The 18,488-nt window shown below is 67.8% G+C and carries 21 protein-coding genes and 1 pseudogene; 13 read left to right on the forward strand and 9 right to left on the reverse strand.

The genetic code is table 11. The annotated features are described in order from the left end of the window. Nucleotides 1-40: 40 nt before the first annotated feature. The 4 genes from ACVOMH_RS03200 to ACVOMH_RS03215 form a co-directional block, all read right to left on the reverse strand. The gene (locus tag ACVOMH_RS03200; protein ID WP_057505765.1) at nucleotides 41-379 is read right to left on the reverse strand and encodes a YegP family protein; all 339 of its coding nucleotides are present in this window, start codon (nucleotides 377-379) and stop codon (nucleotides 41-43) included. A 125-nt stretch (nucleotides 380-504) separates the two neighbouring features. Next, a complete protein-coding gene (locus tag ACVOMH_RS03205; protein WP_054658675.1) occupies nucleotides 505-765 on the reverse strand; it encodes a GIY-YIG nuclease family protein in 261 nt (86 codons plus the stop codon). Nucleotides 766-783: 18 nt separating this feature from the next. Then, the gene (locus ACVOMH_RS03210) at nucleotides 784-1,230 is read right to left on the reverse strand and encodes a hypothetical protein (protein WP_481522692.1); all 447 of its coding nucleotides are present in this window, start codon (nucleotides 1,228-1,230) and stop codon (nucleotides 784-786) included. A gap of 152 nt (nucleotides 1,231-1,382) precedes the next feature. Continuing rightward, the gene (locus ACVOMH_RS03215; RefSeq protein ID WP_481522691.1) at nucleotides 1,383-2,456 is read right to left on the reverse strand and encodes a 3-deoxy-7-phosphoheptulonate synthase; all 1,074 of its coding nucleotides are present in this window, start codon (nucleotides 2,454-2,456) and stop codon (nucleotides 1,383-1,385) included. A 369-nt stretch (nucleotides 2,457-2,825) separates the two neighbouring features. On the opposite strand from ACVOMH_RS03215, the gene trxC reads away from it, so the two are divergent. Beyond that, nucleotides 2,826-3,278 carry a thioredoxin TrxC gene (gene trxC / locus ACVOMH_RS03220; protein WP_481551031.1) on the forward strand — a complete coding sequence of 151 codons (453 nt, stop codon included), beginning with the start codon at nucleotides 2,826-2,828 and terminating at the stop codon, nucleotides 3,276-3,278. A 90-nt stretch (nucleotides 3,279-3,368) separates the two neighbouring features. On the opposite strand, the gene groL is transcribed toward trxC, so the two are convergent. From groL to ACVOMH_RS03235, 3 genes and pseudogenes are all read right to left on the reverse strand, one after another. Further along, the gene (gene groL, locus ACVOMH_RS03225) at nucleotides 3,369-5,015 is read right to left on the reverse strand and encodes a chaperonin GroEL (RefSeq protein WP_057505767.1); all 1,647 of its coding nucleotides are present in this window, start codon (nucleotides 5,013-5,015) and stop codon (nucleotides 3,369-3,371) included. Between the two features lie 59 nt (nucleotides 5,016-5,074). Next, entirely contained in the window at nucleotides 5,075-5,362 is a 288-nt protein-coding gene (locus tag ACVOMH_RS03230) for a co-chaperone GroES (protein ID WP_481522690.1), read from the reverse strand. Between the two features lie 347 nt (nucleotides 5,363-5,709). Next, nucleotides 5,710-5,790, reverse strand: a pseudogene (locus ACVOMH_RS03235) (pilin); the annotation flags it as partial. A gap of 235 nt (nucleotides 5,791-6,025) precedes the next feature. Here ACVOMH_RS03235 and cutA point away from each other — a divergent pair. The 6 genes from cutA (at nucleotide 6,026) to accC (ending at nucleotide 11,873) form a co-directional block, all read left to right on the forward strand. After that, nucleotides 6,026-6,349 carry a divalent-cation tolerance protein CutA gene (cutA, locus tag ACVOMH_RS03240; protein ID WP_054658667.1) on the forward strand — a complete coding sequence of 108 codons (324 nt, stop codon included), beginning with the start codon at nucleotides 6,026-6,028 and terminating at the stop codon, nucleotides 6,347-6,349. A 3-nt stretch (nucleotides 6,350-6,352) separates the two neighbouring features. Then, a complete protein-coding gene (locus ACVOMH_RS03245) occupies nucleotides 6,353-8,695 on the forward strand; it encodes a protein-disulfide reductase DsbD family protein (RefSeq protein ID WP_481551032.1) in 2,343 nt (780 codons plus the stop codon). 1 nt (nucleotide 8,696) lies between these two features. Further along, the gene (locus tag ACVOMH_RS03250; RefSeq protein WP_481551033.1) at nucleotides 8,697-9,263 is read left to right on the forward strand and encodes a TlpA disulfide reductase family protein; all 567 of its coding nucleotides are present in this window, start codon (nucleotides 8,697-8,699) and stop codon (nucleotides 9,261-9,263) included. 257 nt (nucleotides 9,264-9,520) lie between these two features. Then, nucleotides 9,521-9,955, forward strand: a complete 435-nt coding sequence (gene aroQ / locus ACVOMH_RS03255; RefSeq protein ID WP_481551034.1) for a type II 3-dehydroquinate dehydratase — start codon at nucleotides 9,521-9,523, stop codon at nucleotides 9,953-9,955. A gap of 66 nt (nucleotides 9,956-10,021) precedes the next feature. Beyond that, entirely contained in the window at nucleotides 10,022-10,495 is a 474-nt protein-coding gene (gene accB / locus ACVOMH_RS03260) for an acetyl-CoA carboxylase biotin carboxyl carrier protein (RefSeq protein WP_057505770.1), read from the forward strand. 10 nt (nucleotides 10,496-10,505) lie between these two features. Then, the gene (gene accC, locus ACVOMH_RS03265) at nucleotides 10,506-11,873 is read left to right on the forward strand and encodes an acetyl-CoA carboxylase biotin carboxylase subunit (protein WP_054660431.1); all 1,368 of its coding nucleotides are present in this window, start codon (nucleotides 10,506-10,508) and stop codon (nucleotides 11,871-11,873) included. A 67-nt stretch (nucleotides 11,874-11,940) separates the two neighbouring features. Here the strand turns inward: accC and ACVOMH_RS03270 are convergent, their stop codons facing one another. Next, complete coding sequence (locus ACVOMH_RS03270; RefSeq protein ID WP_054660428.1) at nucleotides 11,941-12,315, reverse strand: hypothetical protein; 375 nt, start codon at nucleotides 12,313-12,315, stop codon at nucleotides 11,941-11,943. Beyond that, nucleotides 12,312-13,274 carry a hypothetical protein gene (locus tag ACVOMH_RS03275; RefSeq protein ID WP_481551035.1) on the reverse strand — a complete coding sequence of 321 codons (963 nt, stop codon included), beginning with the start codon at nucleotides 13,272-13,274 and terminating at the stop codon, nucleotides 12,312-12,314. The genes ACVOMH_RS03270 and ACVOMH_RS03275 overlap by 4 nt, the downstream gene beginning before the upstream one ends. Before the next feature lie 148 nt (nucleotides 13,275-13,422). Here ACVOMH_RS03275 and prmA point away from each other — a divergent pair, with 148 nt between their 5' ends. The 6 genes from prmA to ACVOMH_RS03305 all read left to right on the forward strand — a co-directional run bounded on the left by prmA (nucleotide 13,423) and on the right by ACVOMH_RS03305 (nucleotide 18,471). After that, nucleotides 13,423-14,337 carry a 50S ribosomal protein L11 methyltransferase gene (gene prmA / locus ACVOMH_RS03280; protein WP_481551036.1) on the forward strand — a complete coding sequence of 305 codons (915 nt, stop codon included), beginning with the start codon at nucleotides 13,423-13,425 and terminating at the stop codon, nucleotides 14,335-14,337. Between the two features lie 29 nt (nucleotides 14,338-14,366). Further along, the gene (locus ACVOMH_RS03285) at nucleotides 14,367-15,152 is read left to right on the forward strand and encodes a DUF3426 domain-containing protein (RefSeq protein WP_481551037.1); all 786 of its coding nucleotides are present in this window, start codon (nucleotides 14,367-14,369) and stop codon (nucleotides 15,150-15,152) included. A 96-nt stretch (nucleotides 15,153-15,248) separates the two neighbouring features. Further along, nucleotides 15,249-15,521, forward strand: a complete 273-nt coding sequence (fis, locus tag ACVOMH_RS03290; protein WP_054661077.1) for a DNA-binding transcriptional regulator Fis — start codon at nucleotides 15,249-15,251, stop codon at nucleotides 15,519-15,521. A gap of 117 nt (nucleotides 15,522-15,638) precedes the next feature. Continuing rightward, nucleotides 15,639-17,222, forward strand: coding sequence for a bifunctional phosphoribosylaminoimidazolecarboxamide formyltransferase/IMP cyclohydrolase (purH, locus tag ACVOMH_RS03295; protein WP_481551038.1), 1,584 nt, complete (start codon nucleotides 15,639-15,641; stop codon nucleotides 17,220-17,222). A gap of 35 nt (nucleotides 17,223-17,257) precedes the next feature. After that, nucleotides 17,258-18,061 (forward strand): hypothetical protein, encoded by an 804-nt coding sequence (locus tag ACVOMH_RS03300; protein WP_481551039.1) that lies wholly within the window; start codon nucleotides 17,258-17,260, stop codon nucleotides 18,059-18,061. After that, the gene (locus ACVOMH_RS03305; protein WP_145974300.1) at nucleotides 18,061-18,471 is read left to right on the forward strand and encodes a hypothetical protein; all 411 of its coding nucleotides are present in this window, start codon (nucleotides 18,061-18,063) and stop codon (nucleotides 18,469-18,471) included. The genes ACVOMH_RS03300 and ACVOMH_RS03305 overlap by 1 nt, the downstream gene beginning before the upstream one ends. Nucleotides 18,472-18,488 lie beyond the last annotated feature (17 nt).

Consider the following 18,488-nt stretch of genomic DNA (forward strand, 5'->3'; position numbering starts at 1 on the left):
CGCCGGGCTTTTCGTTTCTGGCAAAGACCGCAGATCGCGCTCAGACCGCCGTTCTGTCCTTGATGGTAGTGCTGGGGCCATTGCCCTTGACGCTGGTGATGCCCGCTTCGCGTGCCGCCTGCGAGGCATACAGCTGACTGCTGCCGATCACCTGGTGATTGGCGGCCTTGAGATTGAAGTGGTAGCGCCCGTCGCTGGCGGTCTTGCGCTCGTAGCGCGCCTCATCGGGGCTGTTGTGCTGCACCGAGGCGATACCGTTCTCGGCCGCGGTCCGCGTGCTGTAGCGCTCGCTGGTGAGGATCACCTCGGCGTTGCCCGCCTTGAGCACGAAATAGAACTGGCCGTCACTGCTCTTGTCCAACTCGTACCAACCTGCCATCGCAATTCCCCCGCGTTGAGGATGAGGCCGGCTCGCGGCCCCCGCGCTGCCGCAGGCAGGGCGGAAGGTCCGGACAACCGGACGCGGCGGCGATCAGCCACCGCCACCGCGCAGCCGACTCTACCTCAATCCTCCTGCCGCTCCAGCCAGGCCAGCTTGCGCTCGCGCGGCAACTGTTTGATCTGCCATTCCGCGCGCGAGGCGGCGGAGCGGTCGGCATAGGGGCGGCTGGCCAGGATCCGCAGCGGTGGATGCGCGCGGGTGTAACGCGCGCCCTTGCCGGCGCGGTGCGCCTGGAAGCGCGCCTCCACATCGGTGCTGATACCCGCGTAGTAGCTGCCGTCACGGCATTCGAGCAGATACAGGAACCAGCTGGCGGTGCGCACAGGCGTTGCAGGCCTACATCACAGGCTGGCGGCGTCGGCGATCTTGCACATGCCCGCGCCCACAGCCTTGTTGGAGGTCATCTGCCCGCCCTTGGTGCTGAATCGCACTTCCACGCGCACGCTGCCATCGTCCTGGCGGCGCACGGTGGTGCGCAGTGGCACGGTGGCGCCGCCCCCGCCGGTGACCGGATTTTCCGCGGCGATATAGCCGGTGCGCTCGTTCGGGTAGATGCCGACCATGCCTTCGGCCTCGATCGCGGCCACCGTCTTGGCGAAGACTTCCGCATAGCCCAGGCCTTCGTGGTCGGTCGAGGCCAGGAACTGCTTGCCGGAGCTGAAACCGCCGGTCACCGACAGGTTCTGCAGGCAACCACTGCCCGAATCCTCGACCGGCTTCCTGGCGGCCACCGCCATCGCCGGAACCAGCGCCATTGCCAACGCCACACTGCACATACGGGTACGCATTACTTCCTTCTCCCTGGAACGGTGAACTGATCGGCTTCCTGCCGGGGGAGGTGGATTGCCCCGTCGCCACAGCAGACCGGAGGCCTCGCGCCTCCGGCTGCGTAAACTACTGCGGCAGGCTCCCGTGCACCAGTAGGGACGTCACACAAGGCTCAGGCCGCCGCCTCCAGCTGCACGCGGCGACGCGCACGCACCGCCTCGGCCAGACGCTCCAGCACCTGCACGGTGCTGTCCCAGTCGATGCAGCCATCGGTGATGCTCTGCCCATAGACCAGCGGCTGGCCTTCGATCAGCTCCTGGCGGCCGGCCACCAGATGGCTCTCGATCATCACCCCGACGATGCGCTGCTCGCCCGCTTCCACCTGCATCGCGACGTCATCGATCACCTTGGGCTGGTTCTCCGGCTTCTTGCTGCTGTTGGCATGGCTGGCATCGATCATCAACCGCGCCGGCAGCTGCGACTTGGCCAGCACGTCGCTGGCGGCCTGCACACTGGCGGCGTCGTAGTTCGGGGCCTTGCCGCCGCGCAGGATCACATGGCAGTCCGGGTTGCCCTGGGTGGCGACGATGGCGGTGCCGCCTTCCTTGGTCACCGACAGGAAGTGGTGCGGGTGCGAGGCCGCGCCGACCGCATCGGCAGCGATCTTCACATCACCGGTGGTGCCGTTCTTGAAACCCACCGGGCACGACAGCCCCGAGGCCAGCTCGCGGTGCACCTGGCTTTCGGTGGTGCGCGCGCCGATCGCGCCCCACGCCACCAGATCGGCGATGTACTGCGGCGAGATCACGTCCAAAAACTCCACGCCGGCCGGCAGGCCAAGGCGGTTGATGTCACGCAGCAGGCCGCGCGCCACGCGCAGACCCTTGTTGATGTTGAAGCTGCCATCCAGGTCCGGATCGTTGATCAGGCCCTTCCAGCCCACCGTGGTACGCGGCTTTTCGAAGTACACGCGCATGACGATCTCGAGTTCACCGCTGAGCGCATCGCGCAGCGGACGCAGGCGCTGGGCGTATTCCATCGCCGCCACCGGATCGTGGATCGAGCAGGGGCCCACCACCACCGCGAGCCGGTCGTCCTGGCCGTGCAGGATGCGGTGCAGCGCGGCGCGGGCATCGGCCACGGTCTGCGAGGCCTGTTCATCACAGGGCAACAACGCCAGCAGCTGCGCCGGCGAGGTCAGCGGTTCAAGTTTGCGGATGCGAAGATCGTCGGTGTGGGGGGGCATGGGGGTCTCCAGTTCAAAACGAGTGAATGGTTCTGCCCCAGCGTGGCGGCATGAAAAAAGCCGCCAGGTTCGCTGGCGGCTTTTCGGGAATGCATCTGAAAGTTTCTTCAGGGTGAGCGCAGTCCTTCCTCCGCCAGCGGCTTGGGAAAGTAATACCAGAAGTAAAAGCTGGCGCGGGCTGCGTTCATGGGGAGCATTGATAACACGGTTTTTTGTGCGATGCGACAGTTTCAGGGGCAACGGACACCTTGGGTCCGGCACCATCGTGTTCTTCCCCGCAGGATCTATCTTCATAAAGCAGCAGCGATAAGAAGTTCACCGCAACGGCGGCATACTGCACCGCCGCTCACCGCGTTCCTGACCGCTGCGATGAACAACGACACCACCGGATTGCTGCAGATCGCCTGCCCGCACTGCCATGCCATCAACCGCGTCCCCGGCGCGCGCCTGGGACAGGCACCGGCCTGCGGGCGATGCCACCGGCCGCTGTTCACCGCCACGCCGCTGGCGTTGAACAGCGCCGCGTTCGAGGCCCATGCCAGCCGCTCGCAGATTCCGCTGCTGGTGGATTTCTGGGCGGGCTGGTGCGGCCCGTGCCGGCAGATGGCGCCGGAGTTCGCCAAGGCGGCCGCGCAGCTGGAACCACGCATGCGCCTGGGCAAAGTCGATACCGAGGCCGAACCGGCGATCGCCTCCCGCTTCGGCATCCGCAGCATCCCGACCATGGTGTTGATCCAGGGCGGTCACGAGATCGCACGCCAGTCCGGCGCGATGCCCGCCAGCAGCATCGTGCAATGGGCCAGCGCGCAGCTGCGTGGCTGACGCGGCGGCAACCGCACAGCGCAGACAAAACAAAACCCCGCCTCGCGGCGGGGTTTTGCGTACATCAGCAGCGGTGAGGCCGCGGCGGACTTAGAAGTCCATACCGCCCATGCCACCCATGCCGCCCATGCCACCGGCACCCATGGCCGGCTCGTCCTTCTTCGGCGCCTCGGCCACCATCGCTTCGGTGGTGATCATCAGGCCGGCGATCGACGCGGCGTTCTGCAGGGCCGAACGGGTCACCTTGGTCGGATCCAGGATGCCGAACTCGATCATGTCGCCAAACTCGCCGTTGGCGGCGTTGTAACCGAAGTTGCCCTTGCCTTCCTTGACCTTGTTGACGATCACGGACGGCTCTTCACCGGCGTTGGCGACGATTTCGCGCAGCGGGGCTTCCATCGCACGCAGCGCGATCTGGATGCCGTGGTTCTGGTCTTCGTTGTTGCCCTTCAGACCGGCCAGCGCGGCAACCGCACGCACCAGCGCCACACCGCCGCCCGGGACCACACCTTCTTCCACCGCCGCACGGGTCGCGTGCAGGGCGTCATCGACGCGGTCCTTCTTTTCCTTCATTTCGATTTCGGTCGAGGCACCGACCTTGATCACGGCCACGCCGCCGGCCAGCTTGGCCACGCGTTCCTGCAGCTTCTCGCGGTCGTAATCGGAGGAGGTGTCCTCGATCTGGGTCTTGATCTGGCCAACACGGGCCTCGATGGCGGCGACATCGCCGGCGCCGTCGATGATCGTGGTGTTCTCCTTGGAGACCTGCACCTTCTTGGCGCGGCCCAGGTCCTTGATCGTGGCCTTGTCCAGCGACAGGCCCACTTCCTCGGAGATCACGGTGCCGCCGGTCAGCACGGCCATGTCTTCCAGCATCGCCTTGCGACGGTCGCCGAAGCCCGGGGCCTTGACGGCCACGACCTTGACGATGCCGCGGATAGTGTTGACCACCAGGGTGGCCAGCGCTTCGCCTTCGATGTCTTCGGCGATGATCAGCAGCGGCTTGCCGGCCTTGGCGACGCCTTCCAGCACCGGCAGCAGGTCACGCACGTTGGAGATCTTCTTGTCGTGCAGCAGCACGAACGGATCGTCCAGGTCGGCGGTCTGCGCCTGCTGGTTGTTGATGAAGTACGGCGACAGGTAGCCGCGGTCGAACTGCATGCCTTCCACCACGTCCAGCTCGTTCTCCAGACCCGAGCCTTCCTCGACGGTGATCACGCCTTCCTTGCCGACCTTCTTCATCGCTTCGGCGATGATGTTGCCGATCGACTCGTCCGAGTTGGCCGAGATGGTGCCGACCTGGGCGATGGCCTTGTCGTCAGCGGTCGGCTTGGAGATGTTCTTCAGCTCGGCGACAGCGGCCACCACGGCCTTGTCGATACCGCGCTTGAGGTCCATCGGGTTCATGCCGGCGGCCACGGCCTTGGCGCCTTCACGGATCAGGGCCTGGGCCAGCACGGTGGCGGTGGTGGTGCCGTCACCGGCATCGTCGTTGGTGCGGGAAGCGACTTCCTTCACCATCTGCGCGCCCATGTTCTCGAACTTGTCAGCCAGTTCGATTTCCTTGGCCACGGACACACCGTCCTTGGTGATGGTCGGGGCGCCGAAGCTCTTTTCGAGCACGACATTGCGGCCCTTCGGGCCCAGGGTGGCCTTGACGGCATTGGCGAGCGTGTTGACGCCGCGCACCATGCGCGAACGGGCGTCTTCACCGAAACGGATATCCTTGGCAGCCATGTGCTGTTACCTCAGTAAATGTAAGAGTGTCTGGGGGTGGATCAGGTGGGAAGACGCGCTCAGCCGACGATGGCGAGGATGTCGTCTTCGCGCAGCACCTTGTACTCGACGCCGTCGGCCTTGTAGGTCGAACCGGCATACTGGCCGTAGATGACCTTGTCGCCGACCTTCAGCGCCGGCGCACGCACCGAACCGTTGTCCAGCGGCTTGCCCGGGCCCACGGCCACGACTTCACCCTTGGTGGACTTTTCCTTGGCCGAATCCGGGATCAGGATGCCGCCGGCGGAAACTTCCTCGGCTTCGATCGGCTTGACCACAACGCGGTCGTGAAGCGGCTTGATGCTCATGAAAAGACCTCTTAAGTTATTGATTGGCCTGAAAACTTCGGCGGAACCCGACCGCTTTGCCGGCGATATAGGTGCCACGCGTAAAAACGCCCGTCGAACGGGCATGACTGCGAGATGGGGCCCGCCCGGAGGCTTTCAAGGGCTGCAAGAAAAAAATGGCGCGGCCCGGGGGACAAGCGGGCCACGCCATAGCAAGAGAGAAATTGCCGCCCGGCCGCAGGGCTGCACTGCTTCTTGAATATCAGGGGGAGCGGGACCCGTGGACCGAACCGTGGGTTACGCCCGCCGGCGACACTGCATCACAGCAGATGGCAGGACGCACTGCCCCTGGCACTTTGCGCCCTGCGGATTTTGCTGCGCAGTACAGGGTTCGGATGGGCCGGCAGCGCGATGGCCGCGAGGATGGCAAGGATCGCCACCACCATCATCAACTCGATCAGCGTGAATCCCCGTGCGGTGGGTCGTTCCAGGAAGCCGCCTCCTGTTGCGTGCCAGCCAGCGGTGCATACGTCACCCAACGGCGCCAGTCGCCAGTGATCCGGCCTTTCATCGCAGGTGAAACACGCCTATAACAACTGTGACTTGCCGCAACATGCAAGCGGTGACAACGGTATTGGAACTCCTCTTTGAAAGTGTGGGCGACGCTTCTGCGACAATGCCCGCATGGACGTAAGACTGGTCTTTTGCACCTGCCCGGACACTGTGACTGCGCAATCGCTGGCCCGTCACCTGGTGGAGCAGCGGCTGGCCGCCTGCGTGAACTTGTTGCCGCCGATGCAGTCTGTGTACCGCTGGCAGGGACAGATCGAGCAGGCGCAGGAGGTGCAGCTGCTGATCAAGACCTGCGCCGAGCGGCTGGACGCCCTGTCCGCTGCTATCGTCCAGCAGCACCCCTATGAATTGCCGGAGATCCTGGTGGTCTCCCCGGACGCCGGCCTGCCGGCGTATCTGGACTGGATCCGGGCCCAGACCCGGGAGGAAACCTGATCGATGATGTTGTTCCAACGTTTGACCGCGCTGTGCCTGCTGTCCCTGTGCGCCCTGCCCGCCCTGGCCCTGGATGAAAAGGACCTGCTGCCGGTCGACCAGGCCTTCGTCCTGAAGGCCGAGGCCGGCAGCCGCGAGCGGATCGAGCTGCGCTGGGACATCGCCCCGGGCTACTACCTCTACCGCCACCGCACCAGCGTCAAGTCCGGTCCCGGCTTTACCGCCGGCGCCTTGCAGATGCCGGCCGGCGAGAAGAAGCACGACCAGTTCTTCGGTGATGTGGAGACCTACCACCGGCAGCTGCGGGCCACCCTGCCGGGCACGGCCGAGTCCGGCGCGGACAGCGTGACTCTGGAAGTGCGCTACCAGGGCTGCGCCGATGCCGGGGTGTGCTATCCGCCGCAGAAACGCAGCATCGAGGTGAAACTGCCCGGCGCCGCCGCATCCACCGCCACTGCCGGGTCCGGCGCGCCCCTGTTCAACCCGCTGGCGCGCAACACCGGGGGCCTGAAGCTGCCCGGCGCGGCGGCGGCACAGGAGCTGCCGCTGCCGTCGGAGCAGGCCTTCGGCTTTGAAGCCATCGTCGATGACGGCAACCGCCTGCTGCTGCGCTTCTCGCCGGCGCCCGGCTATTACCTGTATCGCGACCGCACCTCGCTGGCGCTGGAAGGCGCTGCGGGTATCCGCACCGGCAAGCCGCAATGGCCGGCCGGCCAGCCCTACCGCGACGAGCACTTCGGCAATGTCGTGGTCTATTTCGACCAGGTCGAGGTGCCGGTACCTCTACGCCGCGAGCGCGCCGAGGCCACCAGCGCCACCCTGGTGGCCACTTTCCAGGGCTGCCAGACCGATGGCATCTGCTATCCGCCGATGACCCGGCGCGTGCGCCTGTCGCTACCGGCCGGCAGGGTCTCGCCCCGCGAGGAGGCGGTCGTCGCACCGCTGGTGATCCCACCGCTGCCCAGCGGACAGAAGGCCGCGCCGGCCGCGGCCCTCGACCCCACGCCACCGCAGCAGGCAGAAGCCGGCGCACCGCAGCCGCTGGTGATGCGCCCCAATGCCGACCCGGGTACCGGCGCCCTTTCACTGGACGCCTCGGCCGACAACAGCCTGCGCAGCCAGCCACCGGGCACCACCGCACGCCCGGCGCTGCTGGGGATCCTGGCGCTGGCGCTGCTCGGGGGCCTGGTCCTGAATCTGATGCCCTGCGTGCTGCCGGTACTGTCGCTGAAGGTGCTGGGGCTGGCGCAGAGTGGCGAAAGCCGCCTGCACGCGCGCCGTCATGCCCTCTGGTACACGCTCGGGGTGCTGGTCGCCTTCAGCGCGATCGGTGCGCTGGTGCTGGCGCTGCGGGCAGCCGGCCAGGCGGCGGGCTGGGGCTTCCAGCTGCAGCATCCGTGGTTCATCGCCACCCTCGTCTATCTGATGTTCGCGGTCGGCCTGAGCCTGTCGGGCGTGTTCACGCTTGGCGGCCGCCTCGGCGGCGTCGGCCAGTCGCTGGCACACCGCAGCGGGGCGGCCGGTGATTTCTTCACCGGTGTACTGGCCTGCGTGGTGGCCAGTCCGTGCATCGCCCCGTTCATGGGCCCGGCACTGGCCTATGCCTTCACCGCCCCGCCGCTGCTGGCGATGCTGGTGTTCCTGGCCCTGGGCCTGGGACTGGCACTGCCGTTCCTGCTGATCGGCTTCGTCCCGCGCCTGGCAAGGCGCCTGCCCAAGCCCGGGGCATGGATGGAAACCTTCAAGCAGGTGCTGGCCTTCCCGATGTATTTCACCGCGATCTGGCTGCTGTGGGTGCTGGGCAAGCAGCGCGGCATCGACGCGGTGGCGCTGTTGCTGGCGGGTGCGACATTGCTGGCGCTGGGTCTGTGGTGGTTCGAGCGCAGCCGCTGGCACAGCCGCCACGCGGGCATGGCACTGGGCGCGCTGATCGCACTGGCCGCGCTGGCTCCGGTCTGGGCCGTGACCCGTCTCGCTCCGCCGGCGGCGCAGGCCACCAGCGAAGGCGCCGTGGCGTATTCGCCGGAAATGCTCGACCGCCTGCGCGCCGACAACCGCGTGGTGCTGGTCAACATGACCGCCGACTGGTGCGTGACCTGCAAGGCCAACGAGCGCAACGTACTGGACCGTGACGCCTTCCGCGACACCCTCAAGCGCCTGGATGCGGTGTATATGCGCGGCGACTGGACCAATGTCGACCCGCAGATCAGCGCCTTCCTCGAGCAGCACAAAGCCGTGGGCGTACCGCTGTACGTGGTCTACGGCCCGGGCGCGCCGCCGCGGGTGCTGCCCACCGTACTGACCCAGGCCGTCGTCGAAGACGCGCTGCTGCGGGCGGCCCGCTGAGATGCGCCGGCCGGCCTGGCCCGTGGTCATCGCCCTGGCCGCCGCGGCCGGTACCGGCGCCGGGCTGTGGCTGACCAGCCCCGGGACCGATCCCCTTCCGTCGCCACCGCCCTTGCCGGCAGCACCGCCGGCGGTGTACGCCGCCGTCCCCGGCGACGCGATGCCGGCACTGACGCTGCCGGACCTGGACGGCATGCCCACCCCGCTGCCCGGGCGGTTCCTGGGTCGCCCCCTGCTGATCAACGTCTGGGCCAGCTGGTGCGCACCGTGCATCGAGGAAATGCCGGAACTGGCACGCTTTGCCGCCCAACATGCCGACAATGGCCCGCAGGTGCTCGGCCTGGCCCTGGACAGCCCCGAGGCCGTGCTCGACTTCCTGGGCAATGTGCCGGTGTACTACCCGATCGTGCTCGACACGCCGGGACCGGCCGACGCCAGCGTCAGGCTTGGCAACACCCGAGGGCTGCTGCCTTACAGCGTGCTGGTCGATGCGCAGGGGCGCATCGTCAGGCAGAAACTCGGCCCGTTCAAAGCCGGCGAGATCGAGCGCTGGGCACAGCTGCCCTGAGCGATGGGGCCGCCTGGCGGCGATCGTCGGCGAACAGGCCGACTTCCGGCAGATTCGTGATCCAGGTGATCGCGCCGTTGGCGCCTGCACTCTGCCACGTACCTGCCCCGTACCTGCCGCAGCGTCTGCTGGGAGTACCACGGCATGGCCACCAGAAAAATTCAAACAAACGATTAAAACGAAGCTAATTTCGTCGAACTGGACAGCATCGCCAGCTTCCCTCACACTGCCGCCCTTTCCTGCCAACCCTGCGGCCCATGGCAAAACTGCTGGTCCTTCACGGCCCCAACCTGAATCTGCTGGGTACGCGCGAACCCGAGGTCTACGGCAGCGCGACGCTGGCCCAGATCGACGCCGCGCTGATGGCGCAGGCGCAGCAGGCCGGGCATGCGACCGAGCACCTGCAGTCCAATGCCGAACATGTGCTGGTGGACCGGGTGCAGGCCGCCCGTACCGACGGTACCGCCTTCATCCTGATCAATCCGGCCGCCTTCACCCACACCTCGGTGGCGCTGCGCGATGCGCTGGCCGCCGTGGCGATACCTTTTATCGAGATCCACCTGTCCAACCCGCACAGCCGCGAGCCATTCCGCCACCACAGCTATCTGAGCGACAAGGCGGTGGGGGTGATCTGCGGCTTTGGCGCCGACAGCTACCGCTACGCCATGGACGCCGCCCTGCAGCGGCTCTGACCCTTTCCACGGAACCGCGTGGCGCCTGACGCCCACGGTTTCGAACACCACCCAACGAGGCATTCAATGGACCTGCGCAAAATCAAGAAACTGATCGACCTGCTGGAAGAGTCGAATCTGGCCGAGATCGAGATCAAGGAAGGCGAAGAGTCCGTGCGCCTGTCGCGCACCCCGGTGGCCGGCTATGCCGCCCCGGCGCCGGCTCCGGTCTACGCCGCCCCGGCACCGGCCGCCGCCATGCCGATGAGCGGCCCGACCGAGGCCTCCACCGGCGGTACCGCCAAGCCGGGCAACGCCCTGCCGGATGGCCACGTGCAGCGCGCGCCGATGGTCGGCACCTTCTATGCCTCGTCCTCGCCGGACAAGCCGGCCTTCGTCAGCGTCGGCCAGCAGGTCAAGGCCGGCGAGACCCTGGCCATCATCGAGGCGATGAAGATGTTCAACCCGATCGAAGCCGAAGTCGCCGGTACGGTCGTGGCGATCCTGGGTGAGAACGGCCAGCCGGTCGAGTTCGACCAGCCGCTGTTCGTGATCGCCTGAGGCGCCGGCCATGCTCGACAAGGTCGTTATCGCCAACCGGGGTGAGATCGCGCTGCGTATCCTGCGCGCCTGCCACACCCTGGGCATCCGCACGGTCGCGGTGCATTCCACCGTTGACCGCAACCTCAAGCACGTGGCCATGGCCGACGAGTCGGTCTGCATCGGCCCGGCCCCGTCCACGGACAGCTACCTCAACATCCCGGCGATCATCGCCGCGGCCGAGGTCACCGACGCCCAGGCCATCCATCCCGGCTACGGCTTTCTCTCCGAGAACGCCAACTTCGCCGAACGCGTGGAAGAGTCCGGCTTCATCTTCATCGGTCCCAGGGCGGACACCATCCGCCTGATGGGCGACAAGGTCGAAGCCATCCGCGCGATGAAGGCCGCCGGCGTGCCGTGCGTGCCCGGTTCGGGCGGCCCGCTGGGCGAAGACCCGGCCACCAACGTCAAGATCGCCCGCGAGATCGGCTATCCGGTCATCGTCAAGGCGGCCGGCGGCGGCGGTGGCCGCGGCATGCGCGTGGTCCATACCGAGGGCGCGCTGGTCAACGCCATCGCCACCACCAAGCAGGAAGCCAAGGCCGCGTTCGGCAACGACATGGTCTATATGGAGAAGTTCCTGGAAAACCCGCGTCATGTGGAGATCCAGGTGCTGGCCGACGGCCAGGGCAACGCCATCCATCTGGGCGAACGCGACTGCTCGATGCAGCGCCGCCACCAGAAGGTGGTGGAAGAAGCGCCGGCGCCGGGCATCACCCCGGAACTGCGTGCGGAGATCGGCAAGGTCTGCGTGGAAGCCTGCATCCGCATCGGCTACCGCGGCGCCGGCACCTTCGAATTCCTGTTCGAGAACGGCCGCTTCTACTTCATCGAGATGAACACCCGCATCCAGGTGGAGCATCCGGTGACGGAGATGATCACCGGGATCGATCTGGTCGCCGAGCAGCTGAAGATCGCCGCCGGCCACAAGCTGTCGATCAAGCAGAGCGACATCCAGATCAATGGCCACGCCATCGAGTGCCGGATCAACGCCGAGGACCCGGAAACCTTCTTCCCGTGCCCCGGCACCATCACCGGTTTCTACCCGCCGGGCGGCCCGGGCGTGCGCGTGGACACGCACATCTACGGCGGCTACCGCGTGCCGGCCAACTATGACTCGATGATCGGCAAGCTGATCGTGCACGGCCCGGACCGCGACACCGCCATCGCCCGCATGCGGGTGGCACTGAGCGAAATGGTGGTGGACGGGATCAAGACCAACGTGGCCCTGCAGCAGCGCATCATGCGCGACAAGGGCTTCCAGGCCGGCGGACAGAACATCCACTACCTGGAAAAGCGGCTGGCCGAGCGCAAGAACCAGTCCATCGCGCTGACCTGATCAGCGCATGGCGACAGGGAAAAGGCGGGGCAACCCGCCTTTTTCTTTGCCTGCGATCCGCTGCCGGCTACTGCGCGCCGGTATCGGCGGCGGTGATCGCACTGCCCTTGACCGGCTCCACGCCCAGCGGCGAGGTCGGATCGACAATCATCACCGTTTCGGTCGAGCCGTCGGGCCATACGATCTGGAAGGTGCTGCCGGCCGGCAAGGTCGAAAACGGCGTGCCGCTCTGCGCGCGGTAGACCGCCGCCGCCTGGCTGGCGCCGGCACGACGGGCGTCGGCGTCGGCCTTCACCGAGGTCAGCTTGACCTGGGACAGGTTCCGGTAGCGGCTTTCATAGGTGTCTATCAGCAGCACCCCGACCGCGCCGGCCGAGTAGGCCACGAACAGGACGACCCAGATCCAGAACTTGGCACCGCGCAGAAAACGACGGTAATTCATCGCGCACCTCCCCGCGCCTTGCGCAGGTAACTGACCAATTCGTTCATTTTCTCAACACCTTGCCGCGGTACCGCGGCATCAAACACGAAAGACTCGAAGTCCTGCCCCGGGTCCCGCGAACAGATTCCGCCGTTGGCGCAATAGCTGTTCATCAGGACGCTGTCGGGCCCGCACGCCAAGCCGAGACGACACGCCGCCACCTGCCACGCCAGTTGCGTGAACTGGCTGCCCGCCACCAGCCCGCTCAACGCATCATCACCGGCGGCCATGACGCCCATCGCCGGTGAAATCGCCAGAAACGCTTCCGGATCCTGCGACTGCTGGACCCGCTCCACCAGCCCGCGCCGGTAGTCCGCCTCCTTGTGCAACGGCTCGCCCATCGCCAGCAGCGCGGCCTCGGCGGCCAGATTGCCGGCCCTGGCCGCCTGACGCCGCTGCTGCAGCAGCAGCGGCCGGCCAAGCTGGTCGGCAGCGGTGAAACCGCTACAGCGCTGGCTTACCCGCTGCCGCGCGGCGATCAGGCCCGGGGCGTCATCCAGCCCCAGCCCGGCCAGCATCGCGCTGTCCAGGGCATAACTTTGCGGGTCCAGCGCATACAGGCCGCAATAGTCATAGATCCGGCTGACGACCCACGCCGCTTCGGCATCGCCGGCCGCCGCGGCAAGCCGCAGCTGACGGGCGTAGTCGAACAGATTGCCGCCATCCTCCAGCGCACCGCGCATATCCACCGGCAGGCCAGGCCCGATCGCGGTGGAACGCTCACGCAGCACCGGCGGTGGGCGGGTCGGGCGCGGCGAGGCGGCGTTCGCCACCAGCGCCGCCTCGACCTGCCCGGCGACAGCCTGCTCGGCCCCGGCACCGCTCTGTGCCAGCCCGCTGCGATAGCCCAGCACCGCCAGCAGCGCGGCCGCCGGCAGCACCAACAGGTACCAGGGTTTTCTGGACAGGCTGGAAAGCATGGAAACCGGCGAAGACCGCTGCGGCAGAAGGATACGAAGTCTAGCAACCACAACGCCGGAACGGCTGAATCGGCGGGCGGAAAACGCGCAATCGGGCGCCGCCTCGTCTAGGATGCGCGGTCTGTCCCGCTGTCGCTGTCCCTCGCCCATGCCATTTCTCGAAATCACCCTGCGCTGCACCGAAGCCACCCAGCCCCGCTACGAAAATGCACTCGAGGACGTCGGCGCGCTGGCGGTGACCATGCTCGATGCCGACGCCGACACCAGCAACGAGCGGGCGATCCTGGAACCGGGCGTGGGCGAGACCCCGCTGTGGAACGAACTGGTACTGACGGCGCTGTTCCCGGCCGACACCAATGCGCTGGCGCTGCTGGCCGCGCTGGAAGCCTTCGATGCCGGGCTGGACTGGAGTTCGGTCAGTTTCCGCGCGGTCCAGGACGAGGACTGGGAGCGCGCCTGGCTGGACCAGTTCCAGCCGATGCGCTTTGGTGCGCGCACCTGGATCGTGCCGTGGAACCATGAACTGCCCGAAGACGCGCAGGCCACCGATGCGGCCGTGGTGCGGCTGGACCCGGGCTTGGCGTTCGGCTCGGGCACCCACCCGACCACCGCGCTGTGCCTGCGCTGGCTGGACCAGCTTTCGACCGACGGCCTGCTGGCCGGCCAGGCCGTGCTCGATTTCGGCTGCGGCTCGGGCATCCTCGCGCTGGCCGCGCTCAAGCTGGGCGCCGGCAGTGCCACCGGCGTGGACAACGACCCGCAGGCACTGATCGCCACCGCCGACAATGGCGAGCGCAACGGCATGCAGATCGCCGCCTACCTGCCCGAGGACGAGCCGGTGCGGACCTACCCGATCGTGGTAGCCAATATCCTGGCCTCGGCGCTGGACGCGCTGGCCGAACTGCTGGCCACGCGCGTGGCCCCCGGCGGCCGCATCGCCCTGTCGGGCATCCTGCATGGTCAGGAAGACGAGCTGCTGCAGCGTTATGCGGCATGGTTCGACCAGCTCGAAGCCGTGCGCGATGGCGACTGGATGCGCATCACCGGCGTGCGCCGTGCTTGAATGAGGCCCATGCGCCGGCCTTGCCACCCATGACCGAAGAAACCACTCCGCCTCGTCGGCCGTTGGCCACCTTCCTGCACGCCGCCACCGACCGCACGGCGGCCATCGACGACGCCGGTGACGCACCGGCCGGCGCCTGCCTGGTCGAAACCTCGCCGGCGGACGGGCAGCCCGGGGAGGACCCGACGGTGACCGGTGCGGCCAGCACCGCCGTGCTGACGCCGCGGCCGGAGAGCGACCCGGCTGTCGTTCCGTTTGAGGATGCCGTGGAGGCGGCCTTGCCGGAGCCAGCGGGAGTCGAGGCACCCAGTTTCCTGCGTGCTGCCGCCACGCCCGGCACTGCCCGCCCCACCCCGCGCTGGCAGTGGGGCCTGCTGGGCGCACTGGCGCTGGTGTTGCTGCTGCAGATCCTCATCGCCGACCGCGCCACGCTCGCCGCCAGCGCCAGTACCCGTCCGCTGATCAGCGGCATCTGCACGCTGCTGCGCTGCGCGCTGCCGGCCTGGCATGAGCCGGCCGCCTTCGCCATGCTCAGCCGCGATATCCGCCCGGTGCCCGGCCAGCCCGGTGCGCTGCAGGTGCAGGCCAGCTTCCGCAACGATGCCCGCTGGGCGCAGGCCTGGCCGGCGCTGCGGCTGTCGCTGTCCGACGCCGATGGCCGGGTGATCGGCCGCCGCACGCTGCTGCCGGCCGACTACCTCGGCAAGGGCGCCGATCCCCAGGCGCGGCTGGAGCCGGGGCAAAGCGCGCAGGTCTCCTTCCGGCTGCGCGAACCGGCCGCGGCCACGGTCGCGTTCAACTTCGAATTCCAGTAACCGCGGCACCGGCGTGGCAGCGCGCCGGCCCACGCGCTAGACTCCCTCCCCTCACGACGGGCCGCGCGCCCGCCTCTGCTGAATCCGGGAACTCCCTTGAACGCTGCCCCTCCACGTCCTGACACCAGTCGCGGCGCTCCGAAGCCGCCGCTTCGCGAACACGTTGCCCAGTCCGTGCGGCGCTACCTGCGCGATCTTGACGGCTGCGACGCCGACGATGTCTACGAGATCGTGCTTCGCGAGATGGAGATCCCGCTGTTCGTGGAAATCCTCAACCACTGCGAGGGCAACCAGAGCCGTGCGGCGTCGATGCTGGGCATCCACCGCGCCACCTTGCGCAAGAAACTCAAGGAATACGGGCTGGCCTGATCCCGCCCGGCGGGCCTGGGCGGATACGGCGCCGGGCTGCCGCACGCAGGGCGCGGCCCGCACGCAACCAGCGCCTCGGCCTACAATATCGGCCCGCTCCGCTGATCCCCACGCCCCATGTCCTCCGATTTGCTGCCCGTCCGCCGGGCCCTGCTGTCTGTTTCCGACAAAACCGGTCTGCTCGAACTGGCCCGCGCCCTGGCCGCCCGCAACGTCGAACTGCTGTCCACCGGCGGCACCGCCAAGGCGATCCGCGAGGCCGGCCTGCCGGTCAAGGACGTGTCCGATGTCACCGGCTTCCCGGAAATGATGGACGGTCGGGTCAAGACCCTGCACCCGATGGTGCACGGCGGCCTGCTCGGCCGTGCCGGTACCGATGACGCGGTGATGGCGCAGCACGGCATCGCCCCGATCGACCTGCTGGTGCTGAACCTGTACCCGTTCGAAGCGGTCACCGCCAAGGCCGACTGCACCCTGGCCGACGCGGTGGAGAACATCGACATTGGCGGCCCGGCGATGCTGCGCAGTGCGGCCAAGAATTTCGCCCGCGTCGCCGTGGCCACCAGCCCGGACCAGTACCCCGCGCTGCTGGCGGAACTGGAGGCCAATGATGGCCAGCTGTCGGCGGCCAAGCGTTTCGAACTGTCGGTGGCCGCGTTCAACCGCGTCGCCCAGTACGACGCGGCGATCAGCAACTACCTGTCGGCGGTGACCGACACCGGCGCCGCGGTGCCGGTGCGCAACGAATATCCGGCGCAGATGAATTCCTCTTTCATCAAGGTCATGGACCTGCGCTACGGCGAGAACCCGCACCAGAGCGGCGTGTTCTACCGCGACCTGTACCCGGTGCCGGGCACCCTGGCCACCTTCGTGCAGCTGCAGGGCAAGGAACTGAGCTACAACAACCTGGCCGATGCCGATGCCGCATGGGAATGCGTGCGCCAGTTCGACGTGCCGGCCTGCGTCATCGTCAAGCACGCCAACCCGTGCGGCGTGGCTGTGGCGGCCGATGTCGGCGCCGCCTACGAGATGGCCTACAACACCGACCCGACCAGCGCGTTCGGCGGCATCCTGGCCTTCAACCGGACGCTGGACGCGGCCACCGCCAAGGCCATCCTCGACCGCCAGTTCGTCGAAGTGCTGATCGCCCCGGACTACGAGCCGGCCGCGCTGGACTACGCCACCAAGAAGGCCAACGTGCGCGTGCTGCGCATTCCGGCCGGTGATGCCCGCAACAACTACGACACCAAGCGCATCGGTTCGGGCCTGCTGGTGCAAAGCGCCGACAACCGCGGCATGAGCGCCGACGAACTGAAGACCGTCACCCGGCGCGCGCCGACTGCCGCTGAAACGCGCGACCTGCTGTTCGCCTGGCGCGTGGCCAAGTACGTCAAGTCCAACGCGATCGTCTACGCCAAGGACGAGCGCACGATTGGCGTGGGCGCCGGCCAGATGAGCCGCGTCTATTCGGCGCGCATCGCCGGCATCAAGGCCGCCGACGCCGGTCTGGTGGTGCCGGGGTCGGTGATGGCCTCCGATGCGTTCTTCCCGTTCCGCGACGGCCTGGACGCCGCCGCCGAAGCCGGCATCACCGCGGTGATCCAGCCGGGCGGTTCGATGCGCGATGCCGAAGTGATCGCCGCCGCCGACGAACATGGCATCGCCATGGTGTTCACCGGCGTGCGTCATTTCCGTCACTGAGCCGCGCACCGATGGCCATGGGGATGTTTCCACGCTTGATTTCCCTGGCCGCCGTGGTCCTGCTGGCGGCCTGCCGGCAGGACACGCCGCCGGCCGCCGGCGCCGGGGCGGAAAAGCCGGTACTGCGCCACGATGACGCGGTACGGGCGCTGCTGCAGGAGCGCTACGGCGCGCCGGCACAGCTGACCGGGCAATGGGCGCAGCAGCTGGAGGATCCTGGCACCGGCAGCGCCCGCCCGGTCCAGCGCGCGCTGTGCGCCGACCACGGCATCACCCTCGGCGGCAACCGCTACCGCATGCTGGCCGTCTGCACCGGCTATGCCAACGCCACCTCGATCGAGCTGGGCACCACCGATTTCATCGTGCTGCAGCAGGCTGCCGACGGCAGCATGCGCCTTGCCGCCGAGTTGCCCGGGCGCGCCAGTGGCGCCGACGGACAGCCGGGCAGCATCAGCACGGTGCAGGTGGGCGCCGGAGCGTGGGCCTACCAGATCGACGACGAGCTGGTGGCCGTCGGCTCCAGAACGCGACACCGCGCCTGGCTGCTGTTCGATGGCGGCGACAGGCTCGCGGACGCCGGCTGGCTGCGTGTGCACTGGGACAACCACAACGCCATCGAATGCAACGCCGCCGGCCATTGCGCGCCCGGCACGCTGGCGCTGGATCTGGATATCCGGCCCGACGACAGCCAGCCCGACGTGCCCTACTGGCCGCTGCGGGTGACCGAAAGCGGGCGCGACTGCCACGGCCGGACCAACCGGACCCATACCGTCACCTACGATCCGGCACAGGCGCGCTACCTGATCCCGGCCGACCTGCAACGCGAGGAATGCCGCTGATGCGCAAGACCGTTCTGCTTCTGGCTGCCGTTGCCGGCAGCGCCCTGTTGCCCGGCTGTGGCAGCGACCAGCTCACCGGGGCCCAGCGCGCGGCCATCGCCACGCTGGGCACGGAACTGCCCGCGCCCTATCGCGATGGCCTGGTGATCGATTCGGTGCACCGCCATGGCGATGACCTGGTGCTGATGATCCGTTTTCCCGAGGCCACCGTGGCCATGGCCAAAGCCAAGCCCGACCTGTTCGCCGCGCTGCGCCGCGATGAAGCCGAGGCCATCGCCGAGCTGTGCCAGGAACCGGCGTTGGCTCCGGTCTACGCGGCCGGTGGCGGTGTGCGGCGCCGCTTCGTCGATGCCAACGGCGCGGTGTTTTTCGAAGTCGCCCTGAGCGCTTCCGACTGCCCTTCCCCTTGAATGCCCCACAGGAACTG

The organism is Stenotrophomonas sp. STEN013 (assembly GCF_056760355.1).

Bases quoted from the DNA above. Each gene is read 5' to 3' on its own strand.
- ACVOMH_RS03215 (WP_481522691.1), bottom strand. From the start codon at position 2,456: ATGCCCCCCCACACCGACGATCTTCGCATCCGCAAACTTGAACCGCTG.
- trxC (WP_481551031.1), top strand. From the start codon at position 2,826: ATGAACAACGACACCACCGGATTGCTGCAGATCGCCTGCCCGCACTGC.
- aroQ (WP_481551034.1), top strand. From the start codon at position 9,521: ATGGCAAAACTGCTGGTCCTTCACGGCCCCAACCTGAATCTGCTGGGT.
- ACVOMH_RS03200 (WP_057505765.1), bottom strand. From the start codon at position 379: ATGGCAGGTTGGTACGAGTTGGACAAGAGCAGTGACGGCCAGTTCTAT.
- ACVOMH_RS03230 (WP_481522690.1), bottom strand. From the start codon at position 5,362: ATGAGCATCAAGCCGCTTCACGACCGCGTTGTGGTCAAGCCGATCGAA.
- ACVOMH_RS03275 (WP_481551035.1), bottom strand. From the start codon at position 13,274: ATGCTTTCCAGCCTGTCCAGAAAACCCTGGTACCTGTTGGTGCTGCCG.
- ACVOMH_RS03285 (WP_481551037.1), top strand. From the start codon at position 14,367: ATGACCGAAGAAACCACTCCGCCTCGTCGGCCGTTGGCCACCTTCCTG.
- accB (WP_057505770.1), top strand. From the start codon at position 10,022: ATGGACCTGCGCAAAATCAAGAAACTGATCGACCTGCTGGAAGAGTCG.
- prmA (WP_481551036.1), top strand. From the start codon at position 13,423: ATGCCATTTCTCGAAATCACCCTGCGCTGCACCGAAGCCACCCAGCCC.
- accC (WP_054660431.1), top strand. From the start codon at position 10,506: ATGCTCGACAAGGTCGTTATCGCCAACCGGGGTGAGATCGCGCTGCGT.
- purH (WP_481551038.1), top strand. From the start codon at position 15,639: ATGTCCTCCGATTTGCTGCCCGTCCGCCGGGCCCTGCTGTCTGTTTCC.
- ACVOMH_RS03270 (WP_054660428.1), bottom strand. From the start codon at position 12,315: ATGAATTACCGTCGTTTTCTGCGCGGTGCCAAGTTCTGGATCTGGGTC.
- cutA (WP_054658667.1), top strand. From the start codon at position 6,026: ATGGACGTAAGACTGGTCTTTTGCACCTGCCCGGACACTGTGACTGCG.
- ACVOMH_RS03250 (WP_481551033.1), top strand. From the start codon at position 8,697: ATGCGCCGGCCGGCCTGGCCCGTGGTCATCGCCCTGGCCGCCGCGGCC.
- ACVOMH_RS03245 (WP_481551032.1), top strand. From the start codon at position 6,353: ATGATGTTGTTCCAACGTTTGACCGCGCTGTGCCTGCTGTCCCTGTGC.
- ACVOMH_RS03210 (WP_481522692.1), bottom strand. From the start codon at position 1,230: ATGCGTACCCGTATGTGCAGTGTGGCGTTGGCAATGGCGCTGGTTCCG.
- groL (WP_057505767.1), bottom strand. From the start codon at position 5,015: ATGGCTGCCAAGGATATCCGTTTCGGTGAAGACGCCCGTTCGCGCATG.
- ACVOMH_RS03305 (WP_145974300.1), top strand. From the start codon at position 18,061: ATGCGCAAGACCGTTCTGCTTCTGGCTGCCGTTGCCGGCAGCGCCCTG.